This window comes from Pseudomonas sp. 3-2 (assembly GCF_019710535.1).
In the GTDB taxonomy this organism is placed as follows: Bacteria; Pseudomonadota; Gammaproteobacteria; order Pseudomonadales; family Pseudomonadaceae; genus Aquipseudomonas; species Aquipseudomonas pharyngis.
The window spans coordinates 303147-318493 of sequence record NZ_CP081200.1; the positions used below are offsets into that span (position 1 = coordinate 303147).

Genomic DNA, 15347 nt, shown 5'->3' on the forward strand with positions numbered 1-15347 from the left:
CTGGATGTATCGGCTAAAGAGGCCTGGCCTCAGTCGCGGTAGTAGCGGTGATGCTTGCGATGGCCATAGGCATGGCCACGACCTGGGTGACGGTCACGGTAGTAGCGACGATCATCATGGCGACGGTCGTAATGACGATCATCGTCATCGCTCTTGTTGCCCATGTAGTTGCCCAGCGCGCCACCCGCGCCGCCGCCGGCTGCTGCGCCGATCAGGCTGCCGGTGGTGCCGCCCATGCTGCGGCCGACCACGTTGCCGCCGGCTGCGCCCAGCGCACCGCCAATGGCTGCTTCACCACGGCTGCGCTTGTCGGCGCCCACCGCACTACCACCCGCGCCGCCCAGGGCTGCGCCGATGGTTGAACCTGTACTGCCGCCTAACGATTGACCGACGACCGAGCCAAGAACCCCGCCCAATGCGCCGCCCACACCTGCTTCGGTGGTGCCTCCGGCAGAAGCGAAGCCACTGACCAGGCCAAGGGACAACAAGAGAATCGAGGAGAACTTCATAGAGGAGCCTCAAAGGGATGACGGCGCGATCCTGAGGCTCTGGAATGGGCGTGACAATCGAAATCCGACGAATAGCACGACCTGTATACAATTCTGCAAGTTGCTGATTTTTGGGCGGAACTTAACGGTTTTTCGCCGGTCTTTATCTACTTCGGACAGGCCGCTTTGATCACAAAGCGGCCTTTTTTGTGGGCGTTCTAAAAGTGCTCGCGAAGGCGCCCGTTCAGGCGCCGTATCAGGCCGATCTGGCCATGATCAGCCCCGTTTCGCTCGCCGCTTCCAGGCGAATGGCAATGAACTTCGACGTCGGCGTATGGCTGCCATCGCCAGTGCTCTCCAACGGCACCAGCGGATTCACCTCAGGGTAATAAGCCGCTGCCTGCCCTGCAGGAATATCGAACGCCAAGAGCGTGAAGCCCTTCACCCGACGCTCACGACCATCGTCCCACAGCGACACGATGTCAGCCTTCTGCCCCGGCTTGAAGCCCAGACGGATGATGTCGGCTTCGTTGGCGAACAACACATCGCGCTGTCCCTTCACCCCGCGATAACGATCGTCGAGACCATAAATCGTGGTGTTGTACTGATCATGTGAGCGCATCGATTGCAGGATCAGGTCCGGCAGTTTGCCGGTGGCGCGAGTGCGTTCGTGGATCAGGTCCTTGGGGAGCATGTTTGGCTTGAAGTTGGCCCGGCCCGACGTGGTGTTCCACTTGCGCGCGCCGGCGCTGTTGCCGAGGTAGAAGCCGCCCGGGTTCTTGACCTTCTCGTTGAAGTCCTTGAAGCCCGGAATGGTGTCGGCGATCAACTCGCGGATGCGCCGGTAGTCGGCCACCAGCCAGTTCCAGTCCACCGGTTTGCTGCCCAGGGTCGCGGCGGCGATGCCGGCGATGATCGACGGCTCGGAGCGCATCTGGTTCGACAGCGGCTGCAACTGACCGTTGGAGGCGTGCACCATGCTGAACGAGTCTTCCACGGTGACGGCTTGCGGGCCTTCGGTCTGGATATCGATGTCGGTACGGCCCAGGCACGGCAGGATCAGCGCGTCCTTGCCGTGGGCCAGGTGGCTGCGATTGAGCTTGGTGCTGATCTGCACCGTCAGGTCACAGTTGCTCAGGGCCTGGAAGGTGCGCGGGCTGTCCGGCGTGGCCTGGGCGAAGTTGCCGCCCAGACCGATAAACACCTTGGCGCGACCTTCGGCCATCGCGTGAATCGCTTCGACCACGTTGTGCCCGTTGTGACGTGGCACCTTGAACTGGAAGCGGCGCTCAAGGGAATCAAGGAACGCCACCGGCGGACGTTCGTTGATGCCCATGGTGCGGTCGCCCTGCACGTTACTGTGGCCGCGCACCGGGCACAGACCGGCGCCGGGTTTGCCAATGTTGCCGCGCAGCAGCATCAGGTTGGCGATCTCCTGGATGGTCGGCACCGAGTGGCGATGCTGGGTGATGCCCATCGCCCAGCACATGATCACGTTCTTGCCTTTGGCGTACATGCGCGCCGCTTGCTCGATTTCCACCAGGGTCAGGCCGGACTGGGTGACGATCTGCTCCCAAGGGGTATCGTCGACGACACCAATGTACTCGAGCACATTGACGCTGTGCTCATTGAGGAAATCGTGATCGAACACGGCCGGTGCGCCAGCCTTCTGCGCATCGCGCTCCCATTGCAGCAGGAACTTGGCCATGCCGCGCAGCACCGCCATGTCGCCGCCCAGCGCCGGGCGGAAATACGCGGTGTTGGTCGGCTTGTCGCCGTTGGTGAGCATTTCCAGCGGGTGCTGCGGATGCTGGAAGCGTTCCAGGCCGCGTTCTTTCAGCGGGTTGACGCACACCACCTGGGCACCGCGTTTCACTGCTTCACGCAGCGGTTCGAGCATGCGCGGGTGGTTGGTGCCGGGGTTCTGGCCCCAGACAAAAATTGCATCGGCATGTTCGAAGTCGTCGAAGGTCACGGTGCCTTTGCCGACGCCGACACTCTGCGCCAGGGCCACGCCGCTGGCCTCGTGGCACATGTTCGAGCAGTCGGGGAAGTTGTTGGTGCCGAAGGCGCGCACGAACAGTTGATACAGGTACGCCGCTTCGTTGCTGGCGCGGCCCGAGGTGTAGAACTCGGCCTGATCCGGGCTCGACAGCGCTTGCAGGTGTTTGCCGATCAGCGCGTAGGCATCGTCCCAGCTGATGGGTTTGTAGCGGTCGGTTTCGGCGTCATACACCAGCGGTTCGGTCAGACGACCTTGATATTCAAGCCAGTAGTCGCTCTGCTCCAGCAACGAGGTGACGCTGTGCTTGGCGAAGAACTTGCCGTCGACCCGACGCTTGGTCGCTTCCCAGTTCACCGCTTTGGCGCCGTTCTCGCAGAATTTGACCATGCCGCTTTCCGGCGAGTCGCCCCAGGCGCAGCCCGGGCAGTCGAAGCCGCCGTTCTGGTTGGTCTTGAGCATCATGCGCAGGTTTTTCAGCGCGTTGTCGCTGGTCAACCAGGCCTGGGCCACGCTGATCAGGGCGCCCCAGCCACCGGCCGGGCCCTTGTAAGGCTTGTAGCGCGGAACGGGTTTCTGGTCGGCTTGATGATGTTGGCTCACGGGTGTTTCTCCATTTCTGGGCTATACACCCGCGGCGCGTTCTTCTGCGGCAGGTGGATGAGATTGAGGTTGTGGCGTCGCGCCCATTGCACGGCGAGACCGGTAGGCGCGGACAGGCTGACCAGGGTCTGAATCCCGGCCCGCAGGACTTTCTGGATCAATTCGAGGCTGCAACGGCTGGTGACAATTGCCAGGCCGCCGGCTGTGGATATCTTTTGCCGGATCAGACCGCCGATCAGCTTGTCGAGGGCGTTGTGCCGGCCGATGTCTTCGCGGCCCAACAGCAATTCACCGCTGGCGTTCATGAACACCGCCGCGTGCACTGCGCCGCAATGCTGACCCAGCGGTTGGAATGCGCCGATACGCTGGCGCAAACCATCGAGCCATTCGGCGGGCGGCAAAGGTGCGCCGGGCAAGACCTTGAGGTCAGGCAGCGCCTGCTCCACCGCTTCCACGCCGCACAGTCCGCAACCGCTGGTGCCGGCCAGTTGCCGCCGCTGCTGCTTGAGGTTCCAGAAGGCGCGGTTGGCGATGGTCACTTGCGCGTATTGCGCCGAGCCCGAACCGCTCAGTTGCAGGTCGTAGATGTCCGAGGCGTCTTCGATGATGCCGCTGCCGAGGCTGAAGCCGACGATGAAGTCTTCAAGGTCGGTCGGCGTCACCAGCATCACGGCCTGACTGATGCCATTGTAGGCAATCGCCAACGCGACTTCTTCGGCCAGCGCGGTGCTGGCCGATTCCGCGAGGGGGAGATCGCTGTAGCTGTAGGTCTGACTGGCGGCTGGCGCGGGCGTCTCGAGAGCAGGCGCCGCGCAGGCCGGGCGCTTGGCGTTCATGGCATCACCGACGGATTGATCAACGTTAAGACTAGGCGCGGCAAGATGTCGCGTCTAATCGCTAGTGTCGATCCTTCGATAGATGCCGTCGATCAAGTGTCCGTGGGTGATTTTTGATAGAGCGCGAAACAGGCCTCGGCCAGCGCCGAGCGTGGGGCGCCGCGACGCATGATCAGGCCCAGTCGGGCGAGGGTCTGGGCGTTTTCGATGGGTTGCAGGCGCAGATGATCGGTCAGGTTTTCCAGGCCGCCATCCAGTGGCATCACCGCACAGCACAAGCCGCCGTGCACCGCTTGCAACAATTGGTGAACGGCGTCGGTTTGCAGTAACGGCTGCGGCGTCAGGCCACGACTGTGGAAGTTATGGTCTATGGACTGGCGAAAGTGCATGCCGCTGGTGAGCATGCCCAAGGGCAGTTCGATCAGCGATTCCCAACTCAGCGGCGCCTCACCAAAGTTGAAGAACCGCTGGTCGTAGAGCAGACCCATCTGCGTTTCGCTGAACGCCAGGGATTCAAACCGCTCGCCGTCGAGGCGGTCCAGGTAAGACACGCCAATGTCGATGCGGTTGTTCGCCAGTTGCTCCAGAACCTGTTCGGAGCTCAGCGAGGACAGTTCGAAGCGCAGGTTCGGATGTTGTGCGTGCAGGCGTTGCATCAACGGCAGTGCATCGAAACTCGACAACGGCACCACGCCCAGGCGCAGGGTGCCGATCAGATTGCCGCGACAGGCCGCCGCTTCCGCCTGCAAACCGTCGTAGGCCGCCAGTACCGTGCGCGCCCAGGCCAGCACCCGTTCGCCCGGCGCGGTGAACCCTTCGAAGCGCTGGCCACGGTTGACCAGTGGCAGGTCGAGTTCTTCCTCGAGGCTGCGCAGGCGCATCGACAGGGTGGGCTGGGTGATGTGGCAGCGGGCGGCGGCCTGGCCGAAGTGGCGGGTTTCGTCGAGGGCGATGAGGAATTTCAGCTGCTTGATGTCCATCTTCGCTCCGGGGCGCTGGCAGGGGTGGGCGATTCTACCGCTTGAGTGACGGCAGGGTCATTGGTCGGCTTGGAACCGGGTTTGTCCGGGGTGGTCTAGGCTTGGGCGTCTGGAACCCAAATCAAGGAGTGTGCGCCATGAGTCTTTTGAGCTTTGTGAAAGAAGCGGGTGAGAAACTGCTCGACCTGCTGACCCCCGGCAACGCCAATGCCAGCGAGCAGTTGAAGGAACACATCAGCAAGGTCGGGTTGGGTAACCCGAATGTCCAGGCAACCGTGGACGGGGACAAGGTGACCGTTACCGGTGAAGTGGCGAGCCAGGAAGAGAAAGAGAAGATTCTTCTGGCAGTGGGCAACATTGCCGGTGTCGGCAGCGTCGATGACCAGATCACCGTGACCGGGCCGGTTGTGGCGGCGGCGCGTTTTGTGGTCGTGAAGAAGGGCGACACCCTCAGCGCGATTTCCCTGGCGGTGTATGGCAACGCCAACCAGTACAACAAGATCTTCGAGGCCAACAAGCCACTGCTGTCACACCCGGACAAGATTTATCCGGGGCAGACGCTGCGTATTCCCGAGTAACCGCAGATACCGCAGATACCGCTATCGCGAGCAGGCTCGCTCCCACATTGGAATGCATTTCAGTTGTGGGAGCGAGCCTGCTCGCGATGGGGACGATGCGGTCTACAGGCCCGCAATCAAATCCCGATAATCCTCGACCGCCGCGAACTCCCCGGTGTCCTTCGGCCCTTTGCGGCTGTCCGGCTCTTTCACGGCCAACAGATGCGCCACGCCGAAATTCCGTGCACTGCGCAGGATCGGCAAGGTGTCGTCGATGAACAGACTACGCGCCGGGTCAAAACCGATGTCGGCCTGCAAGGCGTCCCAGAATTGCGGGGCTTCCTTGGGGAAACCGTAATCGTGGGAGCTGATCAGCCGCTCGAAGTACGGCGCCAGTTCGATGCGTTCCAGTTTCAGCGACAGTGAATCGCGGTGGGCGTTGGTGATCATCACCACGCGTTTGCCGGCTCGCTTGATCGCCTCCAGAAAAGTGTCGGCGTCCGGGCGCAGGGCGATCAGGTGGGCGGTTTCCCGTTTCAGTTCGCGAACTGACAGCTTCAGTTCGGCGCTCCAGAAGTCCAGGCAGTACCATTGCAACTGACCGGCATGGCGCTCGAACAACGGCTGCAATTCCATTTCCGCCATGGCCCGGCTCACGCCATGCAGTTCGGCGTAGCGCTGCGGCAGGTGTTCGAGCCAGAAGTGGTTGTCGAAGTGCAGGTCCAGCAACGTGCCGTCCATGTCGAGCAGAACGGTATCGATGTCGGACCACGGTAATGAAGGCATGGCAACGTCTCGAACGGTAGAAAGATATCCGACGCAAACAATCGGAAAAGCCGCGTTATAGTAGCGCGTTCACGCCAAGGAGCTTTGCATGCGCCAGAAACCCACCGTACTCGCCCGCGAGATCGTCGCCACCAGCCGGCTGTTCTGCGTCGAAGAGCTGAAGCTGCGTTTCTCCAATGGCGTGGAACGCACCTACGAGCGACTGGTCGGCAAGGGCGCCGGCTATGGCGCGGTGATGATCGTGGCGATGCTCGATGCCGAGCACGCGGTGCTGGTCGAAGAATACTGCGGCGGTACCGACGAATATGAACTGTCGCTGCCCAAAGGCCTGATCGAGCCCGGCGAAGATGTGCTGGCTGCCGCCGAACGCGAGCTCAAGGAAGAAGCCGGTTATGGCGCGCGACAGCTGGAGCATCTGACCGAGTTGTCGTTATCCCCCGGTTACATGAGCCAGAAAATCCAGGTGGTGCTGGCCACCGACCTGTACGAAGAGCGTCTCGAAGGCGACGAACCCGAGCCGATGCGTGTAGACAAAGTCAATCTGCGACAGCTGTCGGCACTGGCGCAGAATCCGAATTTCAGTGAGGGCCGCGCCCTGGCGGCGCTGTACCTGACCCGCGACCTGCTGACCCAGCGCGGATTTTTCAGTCATGAGTGAGATATCGATGAATTTTCCCCATCCGTTGATGGCGCCGGTGGTTGAACTGGCCCTGCGGGCCGGTGAGGCGATCCTGCCGTTCTGGCGTGCCGATGTGGCGGTCACCGCCAAGTCCGATGATTCGCCGGTGACGGCGGCGGACATGGCCGCTCACCACGTGATCGTGGCGGGCCTGACGGCGCTGGACCCGAGCATTCCGGTGCTGTCCGAAGAGGACGCCAACATCCCGCAAAGCGTGCGCGCCGGCTGGCAGCGCTGGTGGCTGGTGGATCCGCTGGATGGCACTAAGGAGTTCATCAGCGGCAGTGAGGAATTCACCGTCAACATTGCGTTGATCGAAAACGGCCGGGTGATGTTCGGTGTGGTGTCGATGCCGACCAACGGGCGGTTCTACGTCGGCGGCGCGGGACTCGGTGCCTGGCGCGGCGACACGGGCGGCACGCCGGTGGCGATTCAGGTTCGTGACGTACCGGGGCCTGGCGAAGCGTTCACCGTGGTTGCCAGCCGCCGTCATTCGAGTCCGGAGCAGGAACGCTTGCTGGCCGGTTTGAGCGCCAGCCTTGGCGAGTTGCAGCTGGCCAACATCGGCAGTTCGCTGAAATTCTGTCTGCTGGCCGAAGGTGCGGCGGATTGTTACCCGCGACTGGCGCCGACTTCGCAATGGGACACGGCGGCGGCGCAGGGCGTTCTGGAAGGGGCGGGCGGTGAAGTGCTCGACCTGAGTGGCGCAGCGTTCTGTTACCCAGCTCGGGAGTCTTTGTTGAACAGTTTCTTCCTGGCGTTGCCGGCGAAAGCCGCATGGCGGGCGAAGCTGCTCGAACTCGCCCGCTCGTAAGCGTGTTCAGTCTTCAGCGGTGCAGGACGTACTGCCCGCTGAACGTCACTGCATCCTCATCGCTCCCGGCATTGACGACCCGCGTGTGCAGCGTCAGTCGCGCCCGCCCGTAGCGCTGATACATTGTCAGAAATTTCTTCCACTGCGCTGCGCTCGGTGACGGGCAAATCGCAATGGCATCACCGGTCACCGGCAGTGGATAACTGATCTGCCCCTCCTGGATCACGATGTGGCCGTCGGTGATGCCTTCTTCCTTCAATCGCAGATGCAGCCAGCCCCAACCGGCCAGCACCGCGCCGCAATACAGGCTGCCGCCGAACATGGTGCTCTTGTGATTGACGTTGGCGTCCAGCGGCAAGTGCAGGCGTAGTTGCTGTTCCTGCCAGTCGAGCACCTTGAGGCCCATGTCCCGGGTCAGCGGGATGTCGTGGTGAAGAACGGATTCCAGATAACGACTGTCGTGCTTCATGCCCGGACCTCTTGCGGCAGAAAAGTGAATTGAGCGTGCTTCATTCGGATTCGTCGGAATGGCCGCCGCTGCCAGCGAAATTCAGCCCGTGCTTGCGCAGTTTGTCGTGCAGGGTCTTGCGCGGAATGCCCAGGGCTTCGGCGAGACTGCGCACGGAACCGTGAGAGCGGGCCAGTTCGGCGGCGATGAGGGATTTCTCAAAATTTTCCACTTGTTCGCTGAGCCCTCCCGCCGTGATTTCGACGGTGGTGCCGGGGCTGCCATCGGGTTGCGTGTTGTCCAGTGCCAGTTCCAGGCCGAGGGCAAAACGCTCTGCCGCGTTCTGCAATTCCCGCACGTTGCCCGGCCATGAATGGCGCAGCAGCAACGCCCGTTGCGCCGGTTGCAGTTCATGCGGTGGTAGACCGTGGCGGGCGCTGGCTTCGTCGGCGTAATGCTGGAATAGCATCAGCGCGTCCTCGCCCCGTTCACGCAGTGGCGGAATGCGCAGCGGTGCCACGTTGAGGCGGTAATACAGGTCGGCACGGAAGCGTCCCTGATCGGCGGCCTGACGTAGGTCTTCCTTGGTCGCGGCGATGACGCGGATGTCCAGCGGGATCAACTGATTGCCGCCCAGCCGTTCGACCACGCGCTCCTGCAGCATGCGCAGCAGTTTGACCTGCACGTCCATGCTCATGCTTTCGATTTCGTCTAGGAACAGCGTGCCGCCATTGGCGAATTCGAACTTGCCGATCCGGCGCTTTTGCGCGCCGGTGAAGGCGCCGGGTTCGTGGCCGAACAATTCGCTCTCGACTACCGATTCGGCCAGCGCCCCAGCGTTGATCGCCACGAACGGGCCGTTGCGCCGGCTCGACAGGTCATGCAGGGCGCGGGCGACGACTTCCTTGCCGGCGCCGGTTTCGCCGAGGATCAAGACGTCGGCTTTGGTCGCCGCCAGCGCGCCGATTTGCTCGCGCAGGCGCGACATCGGCGCCGACTGACCGACCAGCCGCGCGCTCAACTCGTTGCGATCACTCAGGGCCATGCGCAGGCTTCGGTTGTCCAGCACCAGACGCCGCAGGGCCAGGGCGCGGCGCACGCTGTCGAGCAGGGCGTCGCTGGCGAAGGGCTTTTCCAGAAAGTCGTAGGCACCGGCGCGCATGGCTTGTACGGCCAGCGGCACATCGCCGTGGCCAGTGATCAGCAGCACCGGCAGCTCCGGATCTTGGGCGTGCAGTTCGCTCAGCAGTTCCAGGCCATCCATGCCGGGCATGCGGATGTCGCTGACCACCACGCCCGGCCAGTCGCGCTCCAGTTGCGCGGCCAGACCCTTGGCCTCGGACAGCGGAAGAATTTTCAGGCCGGCCAGATCCAGAGTCTGGCCAAGGGCCTGACGCAGGTGTGGATCGTCGTCGATCAGCACCACCTGAATGCGGTTGTCGATGGTCATGCGCTTCGATCCTCGGACGGTTGCAGGCTGACCCCGGGCGCGCCGGCGCGCAGCCGCAGGGTGATCAAGGCGCCACCTTGCTTGTGGTTGGCGAACGACAGTTCACCGCCGAAGGCGCGCATCAGGGTTTCGCAAATGGCCAACCCCAGACCCAGACCCTGGGTGCGGGTCTTGGTCGTGTAAAACGGTTCGCTGGCACGGCCCAGCGCTTCCATGCAGAAACCCGGGCCGTTGTCGCGAATGTACAGGTTGACGCCTTCGTCGGTGGATTCGGCACTCAGCCACAATTTGCGCGGCGGGCCTTTTTCGGTCAGGGCGTCGAGGGCGTTGGCCAGCAGGTTGCCCAGTACCTGGCGCAGACGGGTTTCCCCGGCCTCGACCCACAAGGTCGCGGCGGGCAGGTCGCGGATCAGTTCGACATCCATGCTCCGGCGACGTTTGGCCAGCAAGGCAAGTGCGTCGTCCAGCGCCGGTTGCAGGGCCACGCTTTCCGGGGCGTGGCGGTCACGGCGGGCGAAGGCGCGCAGGTGGGCGATGATCGAGGCCATGCGCCCGGTCAGCTCGCTGATCAGTTTGAGGTTGCCGCGGGCATCTTCGGTGCGTTGGTGGTCGAGCAGCACTTCGGCGTTTTCGGCGTAGCTGCGGATCGCCGCCAGCGGCTGGTTGAGTTCGTGGCTGATGCTCGCCGACATCGTCCCCAGCGCCGACAGCTTGCCAGCCTGTACCAGATCGTCCTGGGCGCGCACCAGTTCCTGCTGGGCCTGTTCGCGTTCAAGTACTTCCTGTTTCAGTCGGCGGTTGAGCCCTTCGAGATCACTCGTGCGCTCGGCAACCCGGCCTTCGAGTTCCCGTCGGGCCTTGGCTTCGAAGGCGATCCGTTCCAGGTAATGACGACGACGCTGCATCATCAGGCCCAGCAACAGCATCACCACCAGCAAGGTGGCGCCGCCGATCGCCACCACCGTGCGCACCGGTCGGTCGATCAAGGTGCGCGGGGCGAGGATGCTGACGCTCCAGCCGGTTTCCGCGATCTCCTGGGTTTGCGGCAACCACGCGGTCGGGCTCAGGTTCAGCGGGCGTGGCTCGCGGGTCGGGTAGGGCTGGATCGCGGCGATCGCCGCGCGCTCGGTATCACTCAGAGTGCGCGTTGCGCGAAAACGCCATTCCGGGCGCGAGGTGAGGATGACCACGCCGTTGTGGTCGGTCACCAGCAGTTGTTCCGGGGTTTTGCCCCACAGGCTTTCGGTGTGGTCGAGGTCAACCTTGATCACCAGCACGCCGATGATTTTTTCGCCGTTGCGCACGGCGGCGGCGAAGAAGTAGCCGCGCTTGGCAGAGGTAGTGCCCAACCCGAAGAAGCGCCCGAGGCGTCCGGCCATGGCTTCGCTGAAGTACGGCCGGAATGAGAAATTGCGCCCGACGAAGCTGTCGTGTTTGTCCCAGTTGGACGCCGCGAGCGTCTGGCCGCTGGTGTCCATCAGGTACATGACTTCGGCGCCGGTCTGTGCGGCGATATTCTTCAACAGGCGGTTGGCGTTGCCTTGGGTCACGCCGTCGTCCGGCGCCCCGAGCACCGCGCGCAGGGCCGGCAGGTCGCCGAGGATTTGCGGCAGCACTTCATAGCGATGCAGCGTGCCCAACAGGTTGGCGACGTAGAGGTCGAGGGTCTGGCGGTTCTGGCCGGCCAGTTCGCTGCGGTAATAGCGCTCGGCCAGATGTTCCAGCGGCCACAGCAGCGGTGCCAGGCACAGAGCCAGCAGGGCAAGACTGCGCCAGCGGGGGCGACGGGGAAGGGTCGGAGTCATGAGCATCGAGCGCCTGTGGGTACAGGCGCATTATGCCTAGGCTTGCCGGCGCAGTCTGCGCACCCGTGGCCGGGTGTGCAGCGGCGCTGAAGATTCACACAGGACTTCAGGAAAAGACGTCGGCGTCCTTGAGGAAGGCGGCCGCCTGATCCTTGGCCGACAATTTTGGCGCTTCGTCGAGTTGCCAGTCGATGCCCAGATCCGGATCGTCCCAGCGAATGCTGCGCTCGGAGGACGGGTTGTAGTAGTTGGTGGTCTTGTAGAGGAATTCGGCGAATTCGCTCAGCACCACGAAGCCGTGGGCGAAACCTTCCGGTACCCACAATTGGCGATGGTTGTCGGCGGACAGGCGCACGGCGACCCACTTGCCGAAATGCGGCGAGCTGCGACGGATATCCACGGCGACATCGAGGACTTCGCCGGCGGTAACGCGGACCAGTTTGCCCTGAGTATTTTCCAACTGGTAATGCAGCCCGCGCAGAACGCCTTTCTGCGAGCGCGAATGGTTGTCCTGGACAAACTGCGTGTCGAGGCCGGTGGCGTCCTGAAAGGCCTTGGCATTGAAACTTTCGTAAAAGAACCCGCGCTCATCACCAAACACCTTGGGTTCGATGATCAGGACACCAGGCAGGTCAGTGGGGATTACATTCATGGGGATATTCCAGTGGCAGGTTTGAATGGCCGACATTCTTGCGCAAAGTGCCGGTGGGTGCGAGAGGGGCATGCAAATCCCCCTGCTTCGCAACCTGTCAGGGGACGGATGGTCTGGGGGTTGCTTATCGCCTGAAGCAATGGCGATATAGGCGCCTAATAAAATTTCAGGGGTCGCTCCATGTCGTTCGCCACGTTGATTCATCGCGCCAGTTTGCCCAGCCCTCAGGTTTCGCTGGAGCAGGCACGGCATCTGCTGGCGCAGCATTACGGCTTGAACGGCACGTTGCAGGCCCTGGGCAGCCAGCAGGATCTCAATTACCGGGTCGACAGCGAGCGTGGGCGGTTCGTGCTGAAGATCTGCCGGGGCGATTATTCGCTGGTCGAGCTGCAAGCCCAGCATGCGGGCCTGAAATATCTGGCTGAACACTGCGATGTCCACGTTCCCCGGGTCATCCCGGCCAGTGACGGCCAAGACCTGCTGACCCTGGACGTCGAGGGCGAATCGGTGCATGTGCGGCTGCTCGATTACATCGAGGGCCAGCCACTGACGGCTCTCGATCATCTTGGCCACGAAGTTGTTGCCGGGTTCGGCCGGCTCTGTGGCGAAATGGATCTGGCCCTGGCCGGGTTCGACCATCCGGGGCTCGAACGCACGCTGCAATGGGACGCGCGCCACGCCAGCGCACTGATCGAGCACCTGCTGCCGGTCATCGAAGACGAACGCCAGCGCGCGCTGATCGCCGAGGCTGCCGAACAGGCCAGACTTCGTTTGCAGCCGCTGCTGGAAAAGCTGCCGGTGCAGGCGATCCACATGGACATCACCGACGACAACGTGGTCTGGCAACGGGATGCCCGGCGGCACTGGCAGTTGCAGGGCGTGATCGATTTTGGCGACCTGATCCGCACCTGGCGCGTCACCGACCTGTCGGTCACCTGTGCCGCGCTGCTGCATCACGCCGCCGGCGATCCGTTGGTGATTCTGCCGGCGGTGCAGGCCTATCACGCGGTCAATCCGCTGCAGCACGAAGAACTGCTGGCGCTGTGGCCGCTGATCGTGGCGCGGGCGGCGGTGCTGGTGCTCAGTGGCGAACAACAGGTCGGCATCGATCCGGGCAACACCTACAGCCGCGACAACCTGACCCACGAATGGGAAATCTTCCGGGTCGCCACCTCGGTGCCGCTGGCATTGATGGAGGCGGCGATTCTTACGGCGGTCGGCCAGACATTGCCGGCCATCGACAGTGAAGGTTTTGCGCCGCTGTTGCCCGATCTGGTCGGGCGCGAATTCGCGTTGATCGACCTGGGTGTGTTGAGCGCGCACTTCGAGGCGGGGAACTGGGAGCAGCCTGGCATCGATCAGCGTCTGTTGAACGAGGCCGCTGTCATCCATGGTCTGGCGGCCAGTCGATACGGGCAATATCGGTTGTCGCGCACCCGGCCCGACAGCGCCGATGAGCCAGAGACTTTCCCGCTGCACGTCGAATTGCATGTACCCCAAGGTTCGACGGTGGAGGCGCCGTTCGCTGGCGTACTGCACCTGTCGGCCGACGGCGCACTGCGACTCGACGGCCCGCAACTTAGCCTGCGTCTGTGGGGCGTGAAACCTTCGTTGCACAGCGGCGCTGCGCTGGTGAAAGGTCAGGTGCTGGGTTCGGTGGACGGTCCGTTGATCGTGCAATTGATTCGCGGCGCACAGCTTGAGGCGCCGCTGTTCTGCACGCCGAGCCGTGCGGCTGCTTGGCAAGCACTTTCCCCATCACCGGCCGCGCTGCTGGGCCTGGCCTGTGACGCCGAACCCGAGCTGGACGCAGCAACCCTGCTGGCGCGTCGCGACGCCAGTTTCGCCCGCACCCAGAAACACTATTACGTCGACCCGCCGCGCATCGAGCGCGGCTGGCGCAATCACCTGATCGACATGCAGGGCCGTTCCTACCTCGACATGCTCAACAACGTCGCGGTGCTCGGCCACGGTCACCCGCGCATGGCGGCGGTGGCGAGCCGGCAGTGGTCGCTGCTTAACACCAATTCACGGTTCAACTATGCGGCGGTCGCCGAGTTCTCCGAACGCTTGCTGAAGCTGGCGCCGGAGGGCATGGATCGGGTGTTCCTGGTCAACAGCGGCAGCGAGGCCAATGACCTGGCGATCCGCCTGGCGTGGGCCGCCAGCGGTGGCCGCGACATGATCAGCGTGCTGGAGGCCTATCACGGCTGGACGGTCGGCGCAGACGCGGTCTCGACCTCGATTGCCGATAACCCGCAAGCCCTGAGCAGTCGCCCGGACTGGGTGCATGCGGTGACCGCTCCGAACACCTATCGCGGCGAGTTTCGCGGCGCGGATTCGGCGCCGGATTATGTGCGCAGCGTCGAGCATCATCTGGCGAAGATCGATGAGCAGAAACGGCAACTGGCCGGGTTCATCTGCGAGCCGGTCTACGGCAATGCGGGCGGGATTTCGCTGCCGCCGGGTTATCTGAAAAAGGTCTATGAATTGGTGCGCGCCCGTGGCGGCGTGTGCATCGCCGATGAGGTGCAGGTCGGTTACGGCCGTATGGGCCATTTTTTCTGGGGTTTCGAAGAGCAAGGCGTGGTGCCGGACATCATCACCATGGCCAAAGGCATGGGCAACGGCCAGCCGCTGGGCGCGGTGATCACCCGCCGGGAAATCGCCGAGGCGCTGGAGGCCGAGGGCTATTTCTTCTCGTCCGCCGGCGGCAGTCCGGTGAGCTGCCAGATCGGCATGGCGGTGCTCGATGTCATGGAAGAAGAAAAGCTCTGGGAAAACGCCCAGGTGGTCGGCGCCCACTTCAAGGCGCGGCTGGAAGCGCTGATCGATCAATATCCGTTGGTCGGCGCAGTGCACGGTTCGGGGTTCTATCTGGGGGTCGAGCTGATCCGCAATCGGGAAACCCTGGAGCCGGCAACCGAGGAAACCACCCTGTTGTGTGATCGCCTGCGCGAGCTGGGGATCTTCATGCAGCCGACCGGCGATTACCTGAACGTTTTGAAGATCAAACCGCCGATGGTCACCTCGCGTCAGAGCGTGGATTTCTTTGTCGACATGCTGGCGAAGGTGCTTGAAGAAGGGCTTTGAGGCGATCCGCAATCTTCAAATACCGATTTGTATCGGTATTTGAAGGGGTTAATTCAGATTGTTTTTTATTATTGGCTTCTAATGCCGATATTTATCGTTTATAAAGTCGCCATAGTCCGTCGTCCAACCTGTACGGCGTGTTGAAAACCCTCGA

General features: G+C 62.9%; 13 protein-coding genes. 4 read left to right on the forward strand and 9 right to left on the reverse strand.

The window, feature by feature from the left end; genetic code table 11:
* Positions 1 to 29: 29 nt before the first annotated feature.
* From K3819_RS01340 to K3819_RS01355, 4 genes are all read right to left on the reverse strand, one after another.
* Positions 30 to 509 (reverse strand): YMGG-like glycine zipper-containing protein, encoded by a 480-nt coding sequence (locus K3819_RS01340; RefSeq protein ID WP_011331978.1) that lies wholly within the window; start codon positions 507 to 509, stop codon positions 30 to 32.
* Positions 510 to 744: 235 nt separating this feature from the next.
* Complete coding sequence (locus tag K3819_RS01345; RefSeq protein ID WP_064592755.1) at positions 745 to 3093, reverse strand: FdhF/YdeP family oxidoreductase; 2349 nt, start codon at positions 3091 to 3093, stop codon at positions 745 to 747.
* Positions 3090 to 3929 (reverse strand): formate dehydrogenase accessory sulfurtransferase FdhD, encoded by an 840-nt coding sequence (fdhD, locus tag K3819_RS01350; protein WP_085611193.1) that lies wholly within the window; start codon positions 3927 to 3929, stop codon positions 3090 to 3092. Before fdhD ends, K3819_RS01345 begins: the two co-directional genes overlap by 4 nt.
* A gap of 92 nt (positions 3930 to 4021) precedes the next feature.
* Positions 4022 to 4909, reverse strand: a complete 888-nt coding sequence (locus K3819_RS01355; protein WP_085611192.1) for a LysR family transcriptional regulator — start codon at positions 4907 to 4909, stop codon at positions 4022 to 4024.
* A gap of 137 nt (positions 4910 to 5046) precedes the next feature.
* Here K3819_RS01355 and lysM point away from each other — a divergent pair, with 137 nt between their 5' ends.
* A complete protein-coding gene (gene lysM / locus K3819_RS01360) occupies positions 5047 to 5487 on the forward strand; it encodes a peptidoglycan-binding protein LysM (protein WP_039764611.1) in 441 nt (146 codons plus the stop codon).
* A 102-nt stretch (positions 5488 to 5589) separates the two neighbouring features.
* On the opposite strand, the gene yrfG is transcribed toward lysM, so the two are convergent.
* The gene (yrfG, locus tag K3819_RS01365) at positions 5590 to 6252 is read right to left on the reverse strand and encodes a GMP/IMP nucleotidase (RefSeq protein ID WP_221398495.1); all 663 of its coding nucleotides are present in this window, start codon (positions 6250 to 6252) and stop codon (positions 5590 to 5592) included.
* Positions 6253 to 6340: 88 nt separating this feature from the next.
* Here yrfG and nudE point away from each other — a divergent pair, with 88 nt between their 5' ends.
* Together nudE and cysQ are read left to right on the forward strand one after the other, a co-directional pair.
* Positions 6341 to 6910 (forward strand): ADP compounds hydrolase NudE, encoded by a 570-nt coding sequence (gene nudE, locus K3819_RS01370; RefSeq protein ID WP_064592763.1) that lies wholly within the window; start codon positions 6341 to 6343, stop codon positions 6908 to 6910.
* A 1-nt stretch (position 6911) separates the two neighbouring features.
* Complete coding sequence (gene cysQ / locus K3819_RS01375) at positions 6912 to 7745, forward strand: 3'(2'),5'-bisphosphate nucleotidase CysQ (protein WP_221399651.1); 834 nt, start codon at positions 6912 to 6914, stop codon at positions 7743 to 7745.
* Positions 7746 to 7758: 13 nt separating this feature from the next.
* Here the strand turns inward: cysQ and K3819_RS01380 are convergent, their stop codons facing one another.
* From K3819_RS01380 to rfbC, 4 genes are all read right to left on the reverse strand, one after another.
* On the reverse strand, positions 7759 to 8214 hold the full coding sequence (locus K3819_RS01380) for a thioesterase domain-containing protein (RefSeq protein ID WP_085611190.1): 456 nt from the start codon (positions 8212 to 8214) through the stop codon (positions 7759 to 7761).
* A gap of 40 nt (positions 8215 to 8254) precedes the next feature.
* Positions 8255 to 9643, reverse strand: coding sequence for a sigma-54 dependent transcriptional regulator (locus tag K3819_RS01385; RefSeq protein WP_007952638.1), 1389 nt, complete (start codon positions 9641 to 9643; stop codon positions 8255 to 8257).
* Positions 9640 to 11448: an ATP-binding protein gene (locus K3819_RS01390; RefSeq protein WP_085611189.1), complete on the reverse strand. Its 1809-nt coding sequence runs from the start codon at positions 11446 to 11448 to the stop codon at positions 9640 to 9642. The genes K3819_RS01385 and K3819_RS01390 overlap by 4 nt, the downstream gene beginning before the upstream one ends.
* A 106-nt stretch (positions 11449 to 11554) precedes the next feature.
* The gene (gene rfbC / locus K3819_RS01395) at positions 11555 to 12100 is read right to left on the reverse strand and encodes a dTDP-4-dehydrorhamnose 3,5-epimerase (protein ID WP_221398496.1); all 546 of its coding nucleotides are present in this window, start codon (positions 12098 to 12100) and stop codon (positions 11555 to 11557) included.
* A 180-nt stretch (positions 12101 to 12280) separates the two neighbouring features.
* On the opposite strand from rfbC, the gene K3819_RS01400 reads away from it, so the two are divergent.
* Positions 12281 to 15193 (forward strand): aminotransferase, encoded by a 2913-nt coding sequence (locus tag K3819_RS01400; protein ID WP_085611187.1) that lies wholly within the window; start codon positions 12281 to 12283, stop codon positions 15191 to 15193.
* Positions 15194 to 15347: the final 154 nt, after the last annotated feature.